Source organism: Bacillus sp. SORGH_AS_0510 (assembly GCF_030818775.1).
In the GTDB taxonomy this organism is placed as follows: Bacteria; Bacillota; Bacilli; order Bacillales; family Cytobacillaceae; genus Neobacillus.
This window is the reverse complement of record NZ_JAUTAU010000001.1, coordinates 4,252,851-4,272,664: the sequence shown is the minus strand read 5'-3', so window position 1 is coordinate 4,272,664 and position 19,814 is coordinate 4,252,851. Positions and strand designations below refer to the sequence as shown.

The window sequence follows — 19,814 nt, the reverse complement described above, 5'->3', positions numbered from 1 at the left end:
TCCTTTATTTTTTAATACCAACTGGTAAAAAGTATGATTCGTTACCGGTGATTTTTCCTCCAGCTCTGACCCCAATACTACTTGCTTTCCCAGCAATAAGGAAGGAGCCAATTACGTAGGATAATTCCTCCATTCCTTTTTCCGTTTCCAAGGACACGGTAGGTAGGGAGGTATACGCTTGGTAAACAGGTAGTTCTTCCTGATAGGTTTGATATGCGTTCTGGGCAGTAATGTTGGATTGATCATCCCAAATTGTTACGGTGTCACCTTCTCTGCCTAGTGAAGGCTTTTTTACAAAAGATTGTTTACCTGTAAAAACATCTGCTTCAAGATATGTAGGAAGCATGTATTCTTTTATCCACTTCTGTTCTTCCTCCGTATAAAAAGCACCATTTTCAGCCAATCCCCAAATCAAGCACTGAATTGATTTGGGTTGAAGCAGGAAGGCAGAAACGGGATTGATTAGAGAGAGCTTCCCTTTATTTACAAGCTGTAATAACTCAATTCCAACTAAATCACCTGTAATCGGATCCCTGTCTTCTAGCAAATGTTCGAGAGGATAGGTTTGACGGTATAAAACATCAATAGGCTTACCGTCAGAGTCAAGAACAGCATGATCTGTGATCTGAAGAGCTGATAAGGGAACTACTTTATTTTTCACCTGACATAAATCACTTAAATAAATGGTGGTATTCCAATCCTCCAAATAGTCATCATGGGCTGTAAAGACAATATTAGGAGAGTGCTTTCCATGTGACGCATCGATCACTGCTTTAGTAATCCCAGAGGAAAGGAGACGTTCAGCGTTTTCATTCGGATTGATAAGTCCGAATTCACGGCATATCTTACCGTTTACATGAAAACATTCCACGATAAAGGTAGGAGTATCGCTGTTGAATTCGAGCAATTTGATACTGTCTTTTGTAACGGCAAAATCGAAGCGGGCGATTACTGATTCTGGAAAAAGATGCTTTGCCCTGATAAACCCTAGGCTTGATTTAGGGTAACCTAGTTCAAGTAGCTGTTCGTCTGAAAGACTGCGCAGCAGGCGGGCAGTCTTGAAAAAAACGGCACCCATACGTTCAGTTGCTTCCCTTATGAGACAGGCCTGTTGTTCAGGTACGGTCAAGACATGAAACAGACTATATTCACTCCCATAAAGATCAGCCCAGAAAGATGGGAATTGAGAATAAAAGGCTTTCCGTTTGACTGAATATGAAGACATGTTATCCTCCGAACCCACCTTTGGAACCACTGCCAAATCCACCTTTAAAACTTGAAGAAGATCGATAGGATTTATAGGATGATGATTTTAAAAGAGAAGATTTGCTACTGAAAAAACTTCCCCCGTGATAATAATGGTGATAATGACTGGAATGAGTATCGTCACATTGCCATACACCTTGATCATCATCCCATTCCCAATCCTGGCAGCTGGGGTCATCAGGTTGTGGTGGAAGATCATCTGAACAGCCAGACAAGGTTCCAGCAATAAGTGAGGAGAGAACACCAGTAATTAACCATTGAGTTTTCTTCACCTTCTCACACTCCTTAATTTGTATATAATATTATTATAGAAGGTAACGCCAGGAAAACAATGCAAAAAATAGGAGAATTAAGAAGGGGGCATGAAAGATGAGATTAGAGTACCGGCTAGACGACAAACATCGTCAATACCCTGCTCTATGGAATTATCTTCACATTTCCACAGCAGAAGCAGTCGCAAGAATGTCATGTGAATTTTTTGTTAAGGAAGGGGAAACGTATGAGGTTACAGCAACCGCTACGGACCCTGACGGTACACTAGTGTTATATGTTCAAAAGGAACAGTTCCCCAAGGATTCAATGGAAGCAATATATTCTCACATTGGCCTCGAAATTAGAGAAATTGCTTTGGCTGGTACATCCTTAATCGAAAAAAGAGAGATTTGGGAGCATGAAGAGGTGTTAACGATTCTGCATTCTGATGTCATTTATGTTGAAAGGAACGGCAAGTTTATGGAATTTGCCTTAGATTCAAGAGAAATTGATGAAGATCGAAAATGCTATGTATACTATGGAAAGTTTACAGGTGACCATAGGTAATTTATTTTAAAAATTTTTATAGAAAAAAGGAAAATTGGCGGTTTTTGTCGTATGTTAACTATATTAGATAGGTATCCATGGGGGAATAACAATGCTGGCAGAAAAGCTACTTTTGAATGTTTTGATCACTATAGCACCAGTCCTACTATCCAGTACTCTTATGGATAATAAACAGAAAAATAAATCTCCCTATTTATGCGGATTCTTACATAGTATTGCCGCTATAACCTGTATGCTTTTCTCCTATGCAAACTATGGATTTCATTGGGATCTTCGCTATGTCCCCCTTGTGTTAGCGATTCTTTATGGAGGACCTGTAGCAGGTGGTATTGTATTATCCTCCATAATTGGAACCCGCGTGATATTGGGGGGAGGTACCATGATTTTTGGACTCTCAAACTCAGTCTTAACCGCTCTCATTCCATTTCTCTTACTCAAAATCTTTTGGAGGTACTCTCCTAAACAAAGAGTTGTCCTAACCATGTTCGCGGGTGTTTGGTCTCTAACTCTCTGTTTTCTTTCGCTAAGTATCTTTCGTTATTTAGAGGGTAACTTCTTTAAACTTGATTTTAATATCCCCGATCTTATCCTTGTCGGTGCCATTCAAACATTAGCGTTGGGACTGGCTGCAAAGTTAAATGAAGGCATAATTGAAAGAAACCAAATGCAGAAGGAAATTCAACGGGCAGAAAAATTAAATACCCTCGGGGAGCTTGCTGCATCGTTTGCCCACGAGGTTCGAAATCCACTAACGGTTGTGAAGGGTTTTTTACAATTGATGCAGCGGGAAGAATCGGGGAAAAACTATCAATATCTTTCTCTCGTATTAAATGAATTAGCACGGGCTGAGTTGATTATTAATGATTATTTAAATTTCGCTAAGCCACAATTCGAAAAAGTTGAAGAGTTTTCATTGAGAGAAGTTCTAGCAGAAGTAGTGATTTTGATGGAACCACTCGCATCTAAACAAGGAGTACAGCTTGAAAGCGAATTGGAATCGAACTGCTTTTCTCTTGTTACCGATCGGAATCAATTTAAGCAGGCGTTGGTTAATTTGATAAAAAATGGAATCGAAGCAACTCCAGAGGGTGGAAAAGTCACTGTTCATTCCAATTCAAATAATTATCATGCAACGGTTAAGATTGCTGACACGGGTAAAGGAATGACGGAAGAACAAATAGCTCGGATAGGGACTTTGTTTTATACAACAAAGGATAAGGGGACGGGGCTTGGTACCTCAGTATCCTTAAAAATCATCCAAACGATGAATGGGAAAATTTCCTATCACAGTGTGCCTGGAGTCGGAACTGAAGTCACGTTGGTGCTCCCTGAAGGAAAAAAAGAACAGATGGTAATGAATGTAAATGCTAGCTAGTCTTAAAGACAGCTAGCTTATTTTTTTGATATAATAATGGTAATGGTTTTTTACTTAAAGCAGAGGATAAGGGGAAATCCTATGGTTGAATTATTACCTCTAATGCTTGAACGTGTAGGCATTTTAATCATTGTTGCTTTCGTCCTTTCGAGGATGAAGTCATTTCGTCAAATTATTCATAATGAACATGATCTTTCTGCAAAGGTAGTCATGATTATTATATTTGGAATTTTCGGTGTCATCAGCAATTATACTGGTGTCAGAATTGGACATGGGTCGATTACTTCCCAAGAGTGGCTGACAAATATGGATAGTGAAAGTGCGATTGCCAATACAAGAATCATGGGAGTTACGATGGGGGGATTATTAGGAGGACCTATTGTCGGTATTGGAGTCGGATTAATTGCAGGCTTACATCGATTAACGTTGGGTGGGTTTACGGATACAGCCTGTGCCATTTCTACCATTTCAGCCGGGGTTGTTACTGGGTTTTTAAGTAAACGCTTTAAAATTAAAGAAGGACTATCACCATGGAAAGCAGTCATTATTGGAATTACGATGGAATTTGCTCAAATGGGGGTCATTCTTTTACTAGCAAAGCCCTATGAAGAAGCATTCCATTTAGTGGAGGTCATTGCTTTGCCGATGATTGTTATTAATGGTTTTGGAACGCTTCTTTTTGTACTGATTATTCAGGAAATCCTTCAAGAACAAGAACGTACGCGTGCACTTCAAACCCACAAGGCATTATATATTGCTAATCAGACACTTCCTTTTTTCCGTCAGGGGCTGAATGTGGATTCGTGTACAAAAGCGGCAGAGATTATTTTAAAATGGACAAACGCTGATGCAATTTCAATTACAGACCAGAGTCAGGTGTTGGCACATGTTGGCGCTGCATCTGATCATCATATTCCATCAGGAAACATGGCAACGGAATTAACGAAAAAGGTTCTTGAACAAGGAAACATTACGATTGCAAGATCTGCAATGGAAATTCAATGTTTTGATACGAATTGCCCTTTAGAGGCTGCAATTGTCTTGCCACTTCAGGTTCATGAGAAAATTGTTGGTACTTTAAAGCTATATTTCACTGATTCGAGAAAGCTTGACCGCGTTGAGCAAGAGCTTGCTGAGGGTCTAGGGAAACTTTTCTCTGTTCAATTAGAAATGGCAGAGTTAGAACTTCAAACAAGATTATTAAAGGATGCTGAGATTAAAGCACTACAAGCCCAAGTGCATCCACATTTTCTTTTTAATGCAATCAATACAATTTCAAGCCTTATTCGAACGGATACAGATAAAGCTAGAAGTTTATTAATCAATCTAAGTACTTTTTTCCGCAGTAATCTTCAAGGCGCTCGGCAAATGTTAATACCACTTGAAAAAGAACTTGAGCACGTGGAGGCCTATTTAAGGATTGAACAAGCTCGGTTCCCTGATCGCTACAAAGTCGAGCTAGAAATTGATGAAGCGTTAAAAAAAATCCTTGTTCCTCCATTTACCTTACAGCCGCTTGTTGAAAACGCCATTCGTTACGCGTTTCCAAAAGCCAAACACGGGACAGTGAAGGTCAGGGCGTTTCGAGAGAAGGACGGAATGGTTCTTTTAACGGAAGACGACGGGAAGGGGATCCAGCCAGAACTACTAGAAAGACTAGGAAATCAAACGATAGATTCAGCTAAAGGTACGGGAACTGCTCTGTGGAATATAAAAAAAAGAATAGAAGAAATTTATGGACTTACGGCTTCTTTTCAAATTGAAAGTAAACTAGAATGCGGGACAAAAGTATGGATTAAACTGCCATTAACGCAGCAGAAGTGGGGTGAGGATGTTGTTAAGAGCATTTATCGTTGACGATGAGCCATTGGCTAGAGACGAGCTGGGCTATCTATTAAAACGGAGTAAGCAGGTTGAATTAGCTGGTGAAGCTGGCGGTGTGGATGAAGCGTTAGATAAAATGGATAACCTTGATATAGATGTTGTTTTTCTAGATATTCAGCTTGCAGATGAAAGTGGAATGGAAATTGCCAGTCGAATCAATAAGCTTGAATATCCTCCTCTAATTGTGTTCGCCACTGCTTATGATGAGTACGCTTTAAAGGCATTTGAATTAAATGCAGCTGATTATATCCTAAAACCGTTCGATGAAAAAAGAGTTCACCAAACGATTGAAAAACTGTTGAAGCTCTTAGGAAGCAAGGAGCCTAATATTCCAATGCCATCAAAGACGGGCTTATTATCTAATACGGAAAAACTGGCTGTAACAGTTGATGAAAAAATAATATTAGTTAATGTTAACGATATTCTTTATATCAGCACCAATGAAGGCAAAACGATTATTGTAACTGAGAAGCAAAAGTATGTGGTAAATGAGCCTTTAGTTACTTTTGAAAGAAAACTACAAAACTCTCAAATGATTCGTGTCCATCGATCCTATTTAGTCAACCTTAATTCGATTATTGAGATAGAGCCCTGGTTTAATTCGACCTATAATCTAATTATGGTAGATGGGGAGAAGGTTCCGGTTAGTAGAACTTATACAAAAGAGTTAAAACAGCTGCTTGGTTTTTAAGCGGCTGTTTTTGCATTTCAAGTCTATATTTCTACCTTTCATCTTGAAAACCCTATGTTAGCGTTTTCTTAAAGTATGATAATACCAGATGAAAGGAAATGAGATTGGAGGCTGAAATAATGAATGCGGTTTCAATTGTAATCGGTTCTATTTGTATTTTAATGATTGCTTATCGCTTATATGGTACATTCATGGCAGCTAAGGTTTTAAAGTTAGATGACTCAAAACCTACACCTGCACATGAATTAAATGATGGTAAGGACTATGTTCCTACAAATAAATGGGTAACATTTGGTCACCACTTCGCGGCGATCGCAGCTGCTGGACCTCTTGTAGGGCCTATTCTCGCTGCACAATTTGGTTATTTGCCAGGGTTACTTTGGCTATTAATCGGTGCAGTTATTGGTGGAGCGGTCCATGATGCAGTTGTTCTTTTTGCATCCATGCAGAAAAAAGGAAAATCTCTATCAGAGGTAGCAAAAGAAGAGCTCGGACCTGTGGCCGGTTTTTGTACGGGATTAGCGATGCTGTTTATTATCACAATTACTATGGCAGGGCTATCAATGGTTGTCCTGCATGCTCTTGAAAATAACCCATGGGGTACGTTCTCTGTAGGAATCACGATTCCAATTGCGATGTTTGTTGGGATTGCTTATAAGAAAACTGGTAATTTGAAATTAACTTCAACAATCGGTTTTATACTTGTCATGGTGGGCGTTTTTGTTGGTCCATCCATCCAGCATACTGTTTTAGGAGATTGGCTGACTTTAGATACGAAAACATTAGCTATTATTCTACCAATCTATGCATTCTTTGCAGCAGCACTGCCTGTTTGGTTATTGCTTGCACCTCGTGACTATTTAAGTAGTTTTATGAAAATTGGTGTATTTATTGCTTTAATCATCGGTGTTTTCATTATCAATCCAAGTATTGAAATGCCTGCATTTACAAAATTTACTTCAGGCGGCGGACCAGTTCTAGGTGGACCCGTTTGGCCATTTATTTCTATTACCATTGCTTGCGGAGCGATTTCCGGATTCCACGCATTTGTTGGTTCGGGTACCACTCCGAAAATGCTTGATCGTTGGTCAGATATTAAGGTTGTAGGTTTTGGAGCAATGTTGGTAGAGTGTGTGGTAGGGATTATGGCGCTTATTGCTGCAACTGCACTACAGCCTGCAGATTATTTCGCAATTAACTCAACTCCAGAAGTGTTTAAAACACTGGGAATGCAAGTGGTAGAATTACCAAAGCTTGCTGATGAAATTGGAATTAACTTAGAAGGAAGAACGGGCGGAGCGGTTACGCTAGCTGTCGGAATGACTTATGTCTTCACAGGTATTCCATGGTTTGCTAAGTTATCATCTTACTTCTTCCAATTTGTTATTATGTTTGAAGCAGTATTTATCTTGACTGCAATTGACTCAGGTACACGTGTAGCTCGTTATTTAATTCAGGACTTCTTTGGTGAATTCTTTAAGCCGTTGAAGAAAACAGATTGGCTTCCTGGATCCATATTTGCAAGTGCATTAGCATGTTTCATGTGGGGGTACTTACTATTCTCAGGTGATATCGGATCTGTTTGGGCACTCTTCGGAGTTTCTAACCAGTTAATGGCATCGATTGGTTTAATTGTTGGTGCAACAGTTATTCTAAGAATGGCAGATAAGCGACGTTATATGCTTACATGCTTAGTGCCACTATCTTACTTGTTTGTTACAGTAAACTATGCTGGATATTGGATGGTTAAGAATGTATATCTCAATTCAGCATCAGCGGGCTATAGCGTATTGAATGGAGTTCTATCCATCATTATGCTGGCACTCGGAGTAATTATTATGGTTACAGCTATTAAGAAATGGATTAATATGTGGAATTCTCCACGGGTTCAGTTGGAAACAAAAGTGGCCTAATATATTAGCACAAAAGGATGATAGTAAGGGTAAATCCCTTGTTGTCATCCTTTTTTATTTGCTTCTTTGTGAAATTTAGGACAGGTTGAGTGGATTTTTTAATTTTATTTTTTCAAGACCTAAAACAGGTTCGGACAAAGTAGGAGAAAAAAGCATCAACATTGTCAGAAGGTAAGGGAACTTCTGACAGAGTAAGAGAAAAGTGCAGCAACATTGTCAGAAGGTAAGGGAACTTCTGACAGAGTAGGAGAAAAGTGCAGCAACATTGTCAGAAGGTAAGGGAACTTCTGACAGAGTAGGAGAAAAGTGCAGCAACATTGTCAGAAGGTAAGGGAACTTCTGACAGAGTAGCAGGAAAAAGTAGCAACATTGTCAGAAGGTAAGGGAACTTCTGACAGAGTAAGAGAAAAAGGTAGCAACATTGTCAGAAGGTAAGGGAACTTCTGACAGAGTAAGAGAAAAAAGCAGCAACATTGTCATAAGGCAAGGGAACTTCTGACAGAGTAGGAGAAAAAGGTATCATCTTTGTCAGAAGGTAAAGCAACTTCTGACAGAGAAGGAGAAAAGTGCAGCAACATTGTCAGAAGGCAAAAAAACTTCTGACAGAGTAGAAGGAAAAAGCAGCAACATTGTCAGAAGGCAAGGCAACATCTAAAGTTAGAGATTCTACTAGAAAACATAAGGGTGAATAACGATAATATTCATTTGAAAAGCATTTTATTTACTAAAATAATAATTTTTATTGTTAATAGAGTTTAATGTAAGTAATTTACAAGGCATTATTTTCAAATTATTTTATTTTTCAAAATATATTGCTTTTTATGTAAAATGATTATATTATTTCGATATAGATTTTTTAGTTTATTTTTTCAGAACATTTAGTCAGTTATTTCCAGGAGGAATTCCTATGAATTTATTTAGAAAGAAGTCTATTTCAGATCTTATCCAAGAAGCAGGTCAAAAAGATGTGACCTTAAAAAAGGAGTTAGGAGCTTTTGATTTATCTATGCTCGGTATCGGAGCGATTATCGGAACGGGGATTTTTGTTCTAACAGGTGTCGCTGCTGCTGAACATGCTGGACCTGCATTAATCCTATCCTTTATTTTATCTGGGTTAGCGTGTGTGTTTGCAGCACTTTGCTATGCAGAATTTGCATCAGCTGTACCTGTATCAGGAAGTGCTTATACGTATAGCTATGCTACATTCGGAGAGTTAATCGCCTGGATTTTAGGTTGGGATTTAATTCTCGAATATGGACTTGCTTCATCAGCAGTTGCCAGCGGTTGGTCCGGTTATTTTCAGGGTCTGCTGGCCGGATTCGGAATCCATTTCCCTAAAGCCTTAACAAGTGCTTACGATCCGGCTAATGGGACGTTTGTAGATGTCCCAGCTATCATCATTGTTTTTGTGATTACCTTACTTTTAACGCAAGGTGTAAAAAAATCGGCACGTTTTAATACAATCATGGTCATTATTAAGTTGGCCGTAGTTCTTTTATTTATTGGTGTTGGCGCATGGTACGTTAAACCTAGTAACTGGACTCCATTTATGCCATTTGGTTTTTCTGGTGTAACAACTGGTGCGGCAACAGTATTCTTTGCCTACATCGGTTTTGATGCCGTATCAACTGCTGCGGAGGAAGTGAAAAATCCACAGAAAAACATGCCAATTGGAATTATTGCTTCTTTGATTGTATGTACTGTTCTTTATATCATTGTTTCTGCGATTTTAACGGGAATTGTTCCTTATCAACAGCTAGACGTAAAAAATCCTGTTTCCTTTGCACTTAACTATATTCATCAAGATTGGGTTGCCGGCTTTATTTCTCTTGGTGCCATTGCTGGGATCACTACTGTATTACTAGTTATGCTATATGGACAATCTCGTTTTATTTTATGCCATCAGCCGTGACGGACTATTGCCAAAGGTTTTTTCAAAGGTAGATAAGAAGAAGCAAACACCAACGGTTAATTCATGGATTACTTGTTTACTAGTTGCTTTCTTTGCTGGGTTTGTCCCACTAGGAAGACTGGCAGAATTGGTTAATATGGGTACATTATTTGCCTTTATGACGGTATCTATTGGGATTTTATATCTTCGTAAAAATAACCAAGCACCAAAAACAGGGTTCCGCGTACCATTTGTTCCATATATTCCGATTCTAGCATTCGTATTCTGTGGGTATCTAGCACTTCAGCTGCCAGCCGTATCTTGGATTAGTTTTGGCGTTTGGCTTGTTATCGGATTGATCGTCTACTTTGTATACGGACATAGAAATTCGACTTTGAACACTTCTAGCAATCGGTTGAGAAAAGTAAGTTAAACATCTTAGAACGTAAAGGACCTGCAAATGTTTGCAGGTCCTCTTTTACTAGTTAAAATCGAAAATTGTCGAAAATTAGCGCTGCGCTGTTTAAATTCAGTGTCAAATTATTGAATATAATATAATATGAAAGTGTCATTATGATTGAATAAAAATTTCAGTTGAGGGAGTTGTAAAATGAATCAGAACATCAAGAGCCCCCAATTAATTTTGGAAGAAAAGAAAGCATTAAGGCTATTCTTATGGTTATTTTATATAGTTTATTTTTCATTTGATATTTTCACCTATTACATATTGCCAAACTCTTTAAAGAGTAATAAGGTTGGAACCCCTGAAGAGGGATTAGGTTATTGGATTTATATATTTTTAATTGCTATCCTGCCAATTGCCATTTGGATTATGAAAAAGGGAAATCTTTATTTAGTAAAATATATTTATATTTACTGTTATATTGGGATAGATTTTATTAATTCTCTATTAATCTATATTGGAAGTCCAAAACCATATGCCAGTGGACATATAGTGGAAGTATTATTTATTCTATTTTGTCCAATTTTTATTAATAAACGGTTTTTTTGGACTGTCTCTCTAGGGATGATTGGAAAGTATCTATTAATAGGAGTGATTTTACAAGATCTACAAGTTATTATTCCTTCTGTTATTTATATAATGTTAACAGGAATTGCATACGTTATTTTGGCGCGTTTTTACTCTTATATCGGGTCTCTTACTAGTGTTCACGAAGAACTCCGAAATAAAGAGAGGTTAGCTGTAATCGGTCAAATGGCTACAACTATCGGGCATGAAATACGTAATCCTCTATCGTCACTAAAGGGGTTTACACAGCTTCAGCAGGAACAATATCCAAATACAAATGATTACTATCCTATTATGATACAGGAAATTGACCGCATTAATTCTATTGTTAATGATTTAATGTACATAGGGAAACCAAGAACAATCCATTTTGAAAAAGCCAGTATTGAGGAAATTACTGCTTATATAATTTCAATTACTCAACCTGAGGCTGAAAGACAAGGGATTACAATTGAGACCATTATAGAGGGGTCTTTGCCACTGATTGATTGTGATAGTAAACAGCTAAAACAAGTATTCTTAAATTTGATTAAAAATGCGATAGAATCCATGCCTGGAGGAGGATGTATAACTATTGAAGTAAAGGTTGTTGAAAAACATAACATTCATATTTGCATCCAGGATGAAGGGCTCGGAATTAAGGATGAGAACATTCTTAACCTATGTGAACCGTTTTTTACAACCAAAGAGAACGGCACAGGCTTAGGGTTAGTGGTGACCAACCAAATAATAAAGGAACATTCAGGAGAATTGAACATTCAAAGTGAAATAAAAAAAGGTACAAAGGTGACTGTTGTCTTACCAATTCACCAGAGAAAACCAATTTAATAAGAACTGTCGTAAATTTTGAGAAGGATCTGCAAAATAAATGCAGGTCCTTTTGTTACATTCGATCGAAGATTGTCGAAATTTAGGGTGATTCTTTGAATTTATTGTCAAATAATTGGAGGAAAGATGATAAAATAGAATTAAGTATAATTGAACTATATCTATTCTCGAGGAGTAAACAAATGAAAGAAAGCATCAAGAATCCCCAATTAATATTGGAAGAAAGGAAAGCAATTAAACTATTTTTATGGTTATTTTATATTGTATATTTTGCTTTTGATATTCTAGCGTTTTACGTTCTTCCTAATACTACTGATAAGATGGGTAGTCCTGATGAAGGTTTAGGTTATTGGATTTATATATTAATCCTATTTCTTTTACCGATTGGTATACGGATGACTAATAGTGGAAATCTCTATTTAGTAAAATATTTTTATATTTATAGCTATTTAATAATAGATTTTATAAATACATTAATAATCTATTCTAATAATTCTAAACAGTATATGGGTGGACATATTGTAGAAGTATTATTTGTATTATTTTCCCCCATTTTTGTTAGTAAAAGATACTTTTGGACAGTTTCTATAAGTCTAATTGGAAAGTATATCATACTAGGAATAATTCTACATGATATACAGGTCTTCGTTTCAGTAGTAATCTTCTTAGTTTTATCTGCAATTGCATTCGTCATGTTAGTTCGTTTTTACTCTTACATTCAATCCTTAACTAGTGTTCACGATGAACTTCGCCAAAAAGAAAAGTTAGCCTTAATTGGCCAAATGGCTGCAGCTATTGGTCATGAGATACGAAATCCCCTTTCATCACTAAAGGGATTCACACAACTTCAGCAAGAAAGATATCCAAATACAAATGATTTCTATCCAATCATGATTCAAGAAATTGACCGAATTAATTCTATTGTTAACGATTTAATGTACATTGGTAAACCTAGAGTTATGCAGTTTGAAAAAGCTAGTATTGAGGAAATTATCGCTTACACTCTATCAATCACGCAGCAACAAGCCGAAAGACAAGGAATTATGGTTGAAACTATAATGGAGGGACCGTTACCTCCAATTGATTGCGATAGTAACCAACTAAAACAAGTATTTTTAAACTTGATTAAAAACGCAATTGAAGCAATGCCTGATGGGGGTCGTATAAAAATTAAAGTAAAAGTTGTTGAGAAACAAAAAATGTACATTTCTATTCAGGATGAGGGCTGTGGAATTAAAGATGAGAACATCCTTTCTTTAGGAGAACCGTTTTTTACCACAAAGGAAGACGGAACTGGATTAGGGCTAATGGTGACAAACCAAATAATTAATGAACATTTTGGAGATTTAAACTTCCAAAGTGAGCTTAATAACGGGACTACCGTGGAAGTGATTTTACCCATTATCCATAGATAAGAGATTATAAGAATTAAAATGGTAATATTATACAATGTTTGATAAAATATTTCTATTTTATACATAAATCTTGTTAAATTACTGGTATTTAAATAATTACAAATGTTTTATAATGTAGGAAAGTGTCAAAAAATTAGCTACATTACACTGTTCTTATGTTAGTTATCTAGCTACCTACTAAATTATTCGATTTACGAGAGGTTAACAAATGAAAAAACAAATGATAGATCCTCATATTATGAGTGAAGAAGCCCAAACCTTAAAATGGTTCTTAATTTTCTTTTATATAATATCAATCTCTTTCGATATTATTTTTAATTTTATAACTATATATTTTCCGCAATTAAGTGATCAGAAGTCAAATAGCCTAACATATTTATTATATTTAATCATGTTTGCATTAATACCAGTTGCGTTATATCTTGTTAAAAAGCAAAAACTTTACTATATCAAATACATTTATTTTATCAGTTATACATTAATTACCCTCGTTGCAGACCTTATTGATTTTATAGGGGATGGTAGTAACTATAAAGGAGGCAATGCAGGAGAAATTTTTTGGCTTTTACTGGCGCCAGTATTTGTAAGTAAAAGGTTTATGATAGTAGTTTCTGTAGGATTAATTTTGAAATATGTTATTCTTGGACTAGCGATTAAAGCGCCAATTGTGTTTATTGGAATTTTATTGGTAACTACTCTATCTATATTGGCTTTTGTTTTGTTATCTCGATTTCAGGCTTATGTAAATGCAATTAAAACTTCATATGATCAGCAGTTAACAGGGATTGTGAAGGGAGTAATTGCTACACTTGAGCTAAAAGACCCATATACAAGAGGACATAGTGAAAGAGTAGCTAGTTATGCTCTTGAATTAGCAAAAACAACTGGGAAATATACAGAAGAAGAGCTAAAGTCTTTTGAATTTGCTTGCTTACTCCATGATATAGGAAAAATTCATATTCCAGACCAAATTTTGATGAAGCCCACTAAGCTTACTACAGAAGAATATGAAATTATTAAGTCCCATACTAATGTGGGAGCAGAAGCTGTTTCTAAAGTAATTCAATTAAATAGTAGTATCGAAGTTATTCGCTCACACCATGAACGTTGGGATGGAAAGGGCTACCCTGATCAATTGAAAGGGGATGATATTCCGTTCCTAGCCCGAATTGCAGCAGTTGCTGATGCTTTTGATGCAATGACATCCAATCGATCATATAGAAACGCTTTGTCTGTCGATGAAGCTTACAAACGGATAATAGAGGGAAAAGGTACTCAGTTTGATCCTGAATTAGTTGATTTATTTCAGCAGACATATCCAATTTGGAAAAAACTCCATGATAAAACTGTTAATGAGTTAAATGGTGAAATTAGTCATAGTAAAATACCTGCTATTAATTTAAGGAGGTGACCCCCTTGAAAATTCGCAAACTAAAAAAAGTAAAGATTACGAGTTGCTGGATTTGTTGGTGGGTATAAGCAAAAACAGGATGCTAGAAAATATCTAAGCATCCTGTTTTTATTATAGAAAAAATGTTAGGAACGGTGTTTAAATGGAGATAACACTTAGTTCAATTCTTATATTAGTACCTATTAATATAAGGGAAGAAAAAAAGCATTTTATTGTGGAAGATGGTAGCTCCGGTGAGTTTTACGAAATGCCGAAGATTTGTATTGATGCCATTACGCTGATTAATCATGGCAAGACATTGGGTGAGATTGAGCAGCAGCTTAAAGATCAATATCCTAACGAGGAAGTCAATCTGGTCGATTTTGCTGAGCAACTGCTACAGCTTCATCTCGTTGCTGAAATTGATGGAGTAAAAGTAACCGTCCCAGATAGGAAAAAAGAACATTTGGGTTTTCAATGGGTATCACCTAAACTGGGAAAATTCTTCTTTAATAAGCCGTCTCAGTTTTTTTACATTGGTTTACTTTTCCTAAACTTATTCTTATTACTATCCCATCCCACTCTTTTTCCACACTATAAGGACCTGTTCATTTTTGATTACATGGCATTAAATATCATAACGTGGCTTGGACTGACTTTTTGTACTGTACTAATACATGAATTTGGTCATGTTTTGGCAATGAGAGCCTATAATCTTCCTACTAAATTAGATGTTGGCCACAGATTGATACTGGTCGTCCTTGAGACAGATATGTCAACTGTTTGGAAACTCCCAGCTAAAGATCGAAATCTTTTATATTTGGCTGGGCTTTGTTTTGATATGATTATTTTGTCCCTTGCCTTAGTTAGTCAGGTGATATTTATTAATGGGTCAGGAATTTTCCTGAGTATCATGTCCTTGATAGTATTAGATACGTTTATTCGTCTTATTTACCAATGTTGTATTTACATGAAAACTGATTTATATTACGTGTTTGAAAATGTATCTGGCTGCTATAACTTGATGGAAAATTCCCAAGAGAAGATAAAAAAATGGGTACCTTTTCTTAAATTCCAAGGAGAAGAAGTTGTTTTTGCTGGGGAAAGAAAAGTGATCTTCACCTATTCCATCTTCTATTTCATTGGAGTCTTTCTCACGCTCAGCTTATACATTGTTTTTTATATCCCGCAATTATTATTTGCTGTGAAAAGGATCATTCCAGGTTACTTGGAAGGGCCGACCTCTCTTCCATTTTGGGATGCAACTTTATTCACGTTGCAAATGGTAATTGGTTTGCTACTCCTTCTATATTCATGGATAAAAAAGTACGTCGGTAAAAATAGTATCTAAAATTAAATGTGTCAGGAATTTGTCTAAAATAATTTTTTTAGGGGTTTTTCCCCCCCATGATAGGGGGATTCCCCTATATAGATAACACTGCTGTTTTTCTTACAATTAGGTTAAGAAAACGGAAGTGTTATTTTTTTTATAGGAGGAACTCCAAATGCAAGCGAATATCTCTACGACTAAAAATCAAGGACGTTCGGTCAATGATGCTTTTGCATCGCACTTTGCAAAATCAATGTTTTTAACAGTTGTCGGACTTGTGATTTTAACCTTTATCGGTACAAGAATGTTTACTCATGTCGACTTAAATCTTTATGGATATATGGTTGGAACGATCGTATTTATCGGCGGTTTCTTTTATCGCTTTATTGCTTGGGGCGAAAGACCACCAACCAAAATTTTTATCAAAAAAGGTCTAAAGCTGATTTTTAGAAAAAGCACACCTAAAACAGCTGTTAGCCATTTAGCGATATATGATTTCATTCGCAATCGGGGCATTTACCGATGGGTGCAACATATATTAATAGGCTGGGGCTGCGTGCTTGCCTGCTTAGTTACTTTCCCACTCGTGTTTAGCTGGATGTACTTCACAATGGAAGACAATGGCTACTATACAATTGTGTTATTCGGAATGAACATCATGCAGGTAAAGGCAGATGGAATCATCGCCTGGCTCTCTTATAATGCATTAAATATTGCAGCGATTATGGTAACGGCTGGTGTTTGTATGGCGCTTTATCGCCGAATGAGAAACATGCAAGCAAGAGCTGAACAAAAGTTTATGTACGATTTCTTACCACTTTATCTATTACTGTTTATTTCTATTACAGGACTTTTATTAACTGTCCAAAACGTATTTTTACATGGCTGGATGCAACCACAAATGTCACTTATTCATCAATTCTCAGTCATTGTTACTTTAATCTACTTGCCATTCGGAAAGTTGGCACATATTCCTTTCCGTCCAATGAGCGTGTTTGCAAGAAACTACCGTGAACATTATGGAGAACAACATATGAAAGAATGTAAGGTATGCGGAGAAAAATTCGTATCAGTTGAACAATCAAACGATGTGATTCAAGTATTAGGAGTTAATGAGATGGAATTTAATATGCAGGATGGTTTCAACCTCGCTGAATTATGTCTTCCATGTCGTAGAAAATACCGTATCGCAAGATTCTCAGGATTCGCAACGCACCAAGTGAAGGTCAAGGAGGCCAACCAAAATGCAAAGGGATAAGTTTTTTAAAGAAATAGAAAATGTACGTCATCCAAATGAAACGCTCGTAAAAACACATTGCAGCTACTGTGGGATGCAATGTGGAATGAATTTACGTGTAAATACAAAAACAAACAAGATTATTGGAGTAGAGCCTCGTTATGATTGGCCTGTCACTGTTGGGAAAATGTGTCCTAAAGGGGTAACGGCGTACCAACAAACAAACCATGATGATCGAATTTTAAAACCTTTGATTAGAGACGATGCTTCCTTAAAAGGAACAAAAAAGGGCTTCAGGGAAGCGAGTTGGGATGAAGCATATGATCTGATCGCTAAAAAGTTCGGTGAGCTTCAAGAGAAATACGGTAAAGATACCTTATCTGTTTTCAGTGGCGTATCCATGACGAATGAAAAATGTTATTTAACTGGAAAATTCGCTCGTGTTGCCATGCAAACACGCTATATCGACTATAACGGACGTTTCTGTATGTCTAGTGCGGCTGGTGGATTCCTCCGTTCCTTTGGAGTTGACCGTGGTTCAACACTACCGTGGACAGATATTCACGAAACAGATTGCTTGTTTATTGCTGGTAGTAACACGGCTGAATGCCATCCGACTTCCATGTTCCGTGTCTGGAACGTACAAGAGAGAGGCGGTTACCTTATTGTAGCTGATCCCCGAGAAACACCAATTGCAAGAAGAGCAGATGTTCACTTGGACTTACGACCAGGTACAGACCTAGCCCTTGCGAATGGAATCTTAAATTTATTAATACAAAATGGTTATGCAGATGAAGAATTTGTTAATAACCACACAAACGGTTTTGAAGAAACAAAAGAATTAGTGAAAGAGTTCACGCCAGAATATACAAGTCAGATTACAGGTGTTGCTCCAGAGAAGATTATCCGTGCTGCTGATATTTACGGAAAAGCACCAAATGCTGTTGTCATGTTTGCCCGTGGAATTGAACAGCAGCATAAAGGTGTGGATAATGTTTCGGCTTACACAAACATGGCGCTGGTAACAGGAAAAATTGGCCGTCCAAAATCAGGTGTAGCAACCTTTACAGGTCAAGGAAATGGTCAAGGTGGACGTGAGCATGGTCAAAAATCAGATTTGCTCCCAGGCTACCGTAAACTTACCAATCCAAAACATGTAGAAGAAGTATGCCAGGTTTGGGGAATTACTCCAGATGAAATGCCAAAACCAGGTGTTTCTGCTTATGAAATGTTTGAATTAATGGAAGAAAAAACAATCCGCGGCCTTTACTTACTTTGCTCAAATCCAGCCGTGTCTGCACCAAATCAAAACTTTGTCCGCAAAGCACTAAAAGGATTAGACTTTATGGTTTGTGCAGATTTCTATCTTTCTGAGTCTGCAGAATTCGCAGATGTGATCCTTCCAAGTGTGACTTGGTCAGAGGATGAAGGAACGGTAACAAATATTGAAGGTCGGATCATTAAGATCAATAAAGCGCAGGAGCCGATTGGTGAATCAAAGCCAGACTGGCAGATGCAAGTTGAACTTGCGGAGCGCCTTGGAAGAGGAAAGTATTTCTCTCATTTAAAAACAGCAAGAGATGTAGCTGATGAGTTCCGACTAGCATCAAAAGGTGGCTATGCAGATTATTACGGTGCCACATGGGATAAGATCGAAAAGCAAGATGGTGTATTCTGGCCATGTAAAGATGAAAATGACAAAGGAACACCGCATATGTTCTTAGATAAGAAATTTTATCATCCAGACGGAAAGGCGAAGATTTGCGCTCTACCTTATCGTCCGCCTGCAGAAGAGCCATGTGAAGAGTATCCGCTCCGCTTAACTACAGGCCGTGTAGTGTTTCACTACTTATCTGGAAACCAAACACGCCGGATTCAATTCTTACGGGATATGTGCCCAGAGCCATATGTAGAAGTACATCCAGAAACAGCAGCTAAATACAATATTGAGCACGAAGAAAATGTTCGCCTATTTACTCGCAGGGGCGAAGCTGAATATAAAGTAAAAATTACGGAAGCCATAAGAAAAGATACCGTATTTGTTCCATATCACTTTGGTCACGACAAATCTATTAATCTTTTAACGATTGCAGCACTTGATCCAATGTCACGGATGCCGGAGTTCAAGGCGTGTGCAGCACAGATTGAAAAACTAGAAATGAAGAAGGTGCAGTAAATGAAAAAGAGGCTTTATTTAGAACTTGAAAACTGTATAGGATGTCGCTCTTGTTTAGCGGCTTGTACACAGTGCGGAGGGCATGAGGAACGCAACCGTAACTACGTTTATGATGTGAATCCGCTTGTTAACCGTCAAACGATGCCTCTTATGTGCCTTCACTGTGTGAATCCAGCCTGCGCAAGAAGCTGTCCGGCACAAGCCATCCAAATTCACGAAACAGGCGCTGTTCTCTCTGCGCTAGTGGAAAAGTGTATTGGCTGTCAAAACTGTACAATTGCCTGCCCTTACGGTATACCGAAGTTTGATACCGAGCAGAATTTAATGTATAAGTGCGATCTATGTATTGACCGTACGAAGGATGGCATCCCTCCAATGTGTGCGAGTGTATGTCCATCTAATACGCTTCAATGGTTAACAGATGAAGAAATTGAAGCAAAACAGAAGCAATTTAATTTAGATAATGGCAAGTGGGTAACAAGCATGCCTTACTTAGAAGGCGAAACAAATGTAAAAGTGAATCTTCCTGGTATTTTACAGGGCGTCACTAAATTGTTTTAGGAGGGATT

General features: G+C 37.4%; 14 protein-coding genes and 1 pseudogene. 13 read left to right on the top strand and 2 right to left on the bottom strand.

The window, feature by feature from the left end; all coding sequences use genetic code 11:
• Positions 1-4: 4 nt before the first annotated feature.
• Both QE429_RS21745 and QE429_RS21740 read right to left on the bottom strand, forming a co-directional pair.
• The gene (locus QE429_RS21745; protein ID WP_307289998.1) at positions 5-1,225 is read right to left on the bottom strand and encodes a glutathionylspermidine synthase family protein; all 1,221 of its coding nucleotides are present in this window, start codon (positions 1,223-1,225) and stop codon (positions 5-7) included.
• A gap of 1 nt (position 1,226) precedes the next feature.
• Complete coding sequence (locus QE429_RS21740; protein WP_307289997.1) at positions 1,227-1,538, bottom strand: hypothetical protein; 312 nt, start codon at positions 1,536-1,538, stop codon at positions 1,227-1,229.
• Positions 1,539-1,635: 97 nt separating this feature from the next.
• Between QE429_RS21740 and QE429_RS21735 the strand changes: the two genes are divergently transcribed.
• The 13 genes and pseudogenes from QE429_RS21735 (at position 1,636) to QE429_RS21675 (ending at position 19,806) form a co-directional block, all read left to right on the top strand.
• Complete coding sequence (locus QE429_RS21735; RefSeq protein ID WP_307289996.1) at positions 1,636-2,085, top strand: hypothetical protein; 450 nt, start codon at positions 1,636-1,638, stop codon at positions 2,083-2,085.
• 91 nt (positions 2,086-2,176) lie between these two features.
• Entirely contained in the window at positions 2,177-3,460 is a 1,284-nt protein-coding gene (locus tag QE429_RS21730) for an ATP-binding protein (protein WP_307289995.1), read from the top strand.
• An 81-nt stretch (positions 3,461-3,541) separates the two neighbouring features.
• Positions 3,542-5,317, top strand: coding sequence for a sensor histidine kinase (locus QE429_RS21725; protein WP_307289994.1), 1,776 nt, complete (start codon positions 3,542-3,544; stop codon positions 5,315-5,317).
• A complete protein-coding gene (locus QE429_RS21720; protein ID WP_307290915.1) occupies positions 5,295-6,035 on the top strand; it encodes a LytR/AlgR family response regulator transcription factor in 741 nt (246 codons plus the stop codon). Before QE429_RS21725 ends, QE429_RS21720 begins: the two co-directional genes overlap by 23 nt.
• Positions 6,036-6,154: 119 nt before the next feature.
• Positions 6,155-7,948: a carbon starvation protein CstA gene (gene cstA, locus QE429_RS21715; protein ID WP_307289993.1), complete on the top strand. Its 1,794-nt coding sequence runs from the start codon at positions 6,155-6,157 to the stop codon at positions 7,946-7,948.
• 907 nt (positions 7,949-8,855) lie between these two features.
• Positions 8,856-10,272: pseudogene (gene bcaP, locus QE429_RS21710) on the top strand (branched-chain amino acid transporter BcaP).
• 177 nt (positions 10,273-10,449) lie between these two features.
• Positions 10,450-11,697: an ATP-binding protein gene (locus QE429_RS21705; RefSeq protein WP_307289992.1), complete on the top strand. Its 1,248-nt coding sequence runs from the start codon at positions 10,450-10,452 to the stop codon at positions 11,695-11,697.
• A 182-nt stretch (positions 11,698-11,879) separates the two neighbouring features.
• Positions 11,880-13,112 carry an ATP-binding protein gene (locus tag QE429_RS21700; protein ID WP_307289991.1) on the top strand — a complete coding sequence of 411 codons (1,233 nt, stop codon included), beginning with the start codon at positions 11,880-11,882 and terminating at the stop codon, positions 13,110-13,112.
• Between the two features lie 208 nt (positions 13,113-13,320).
• Positions 13,321-14,523, top strand: a complete 1,203-nt coding sequence (locus tag QE429_RS21695) for an HD-GYP domain-containing protein (RefSeq protein ID WP_307289990.1) — start codon at positions 13,321-13,323, stop codon at positions 14,521-14,523.
• A 142-nt stretch (positions 14,524-14,665) separates the two neighbouring features.
• Positions 14,666-15,853 carry a hypothetical protein gene (locus QE429_RS21690; protein WP_307289989.1) on the top strand — a complete coding sequence of 396 codons (1,188 nt, stop codon included), beginning with the start codon at positions 14,666-14,668 and terminating at the stop codon, positions 15,851-15,853.
• Positions 15,854-16,007: 154 nt separating this feature from the next.
• A complete protein-coding gene (locus tag QE429_RS21685) occupies positions 16,008-17,090 on the top strand; it encodes a hypothetical protein (RefSeq protein ID WP_307289988.1) in 1,083 nt (360 codons plus the stop codon).
• Positions 17,077-19,245, top strand: a complete 2,169-nt coding sequence (locus tag QE429_RS21680; protein ID WP_307289986.1) for a molybdopterin oxidoreductase family protein — start codon at positions 17,077-17,079, stop codon at positions 19,243-19,245. Before QE429_RS21685 ends, QE429_RS21680 begins: the two co-directional genes overlap by 14 nt.
• Entirely contained in the window at positions 19,246-19,806 is a 561-nt protein-coding gene (locus tag QE429_RS21675; protein WP_007086371.1) for a 4Fe-4S dicluster domain-containing protein, read from the top strand.
• The last annotated feature ends 8 nt before the right edge of the window (positions 19,807-19,814 follow it).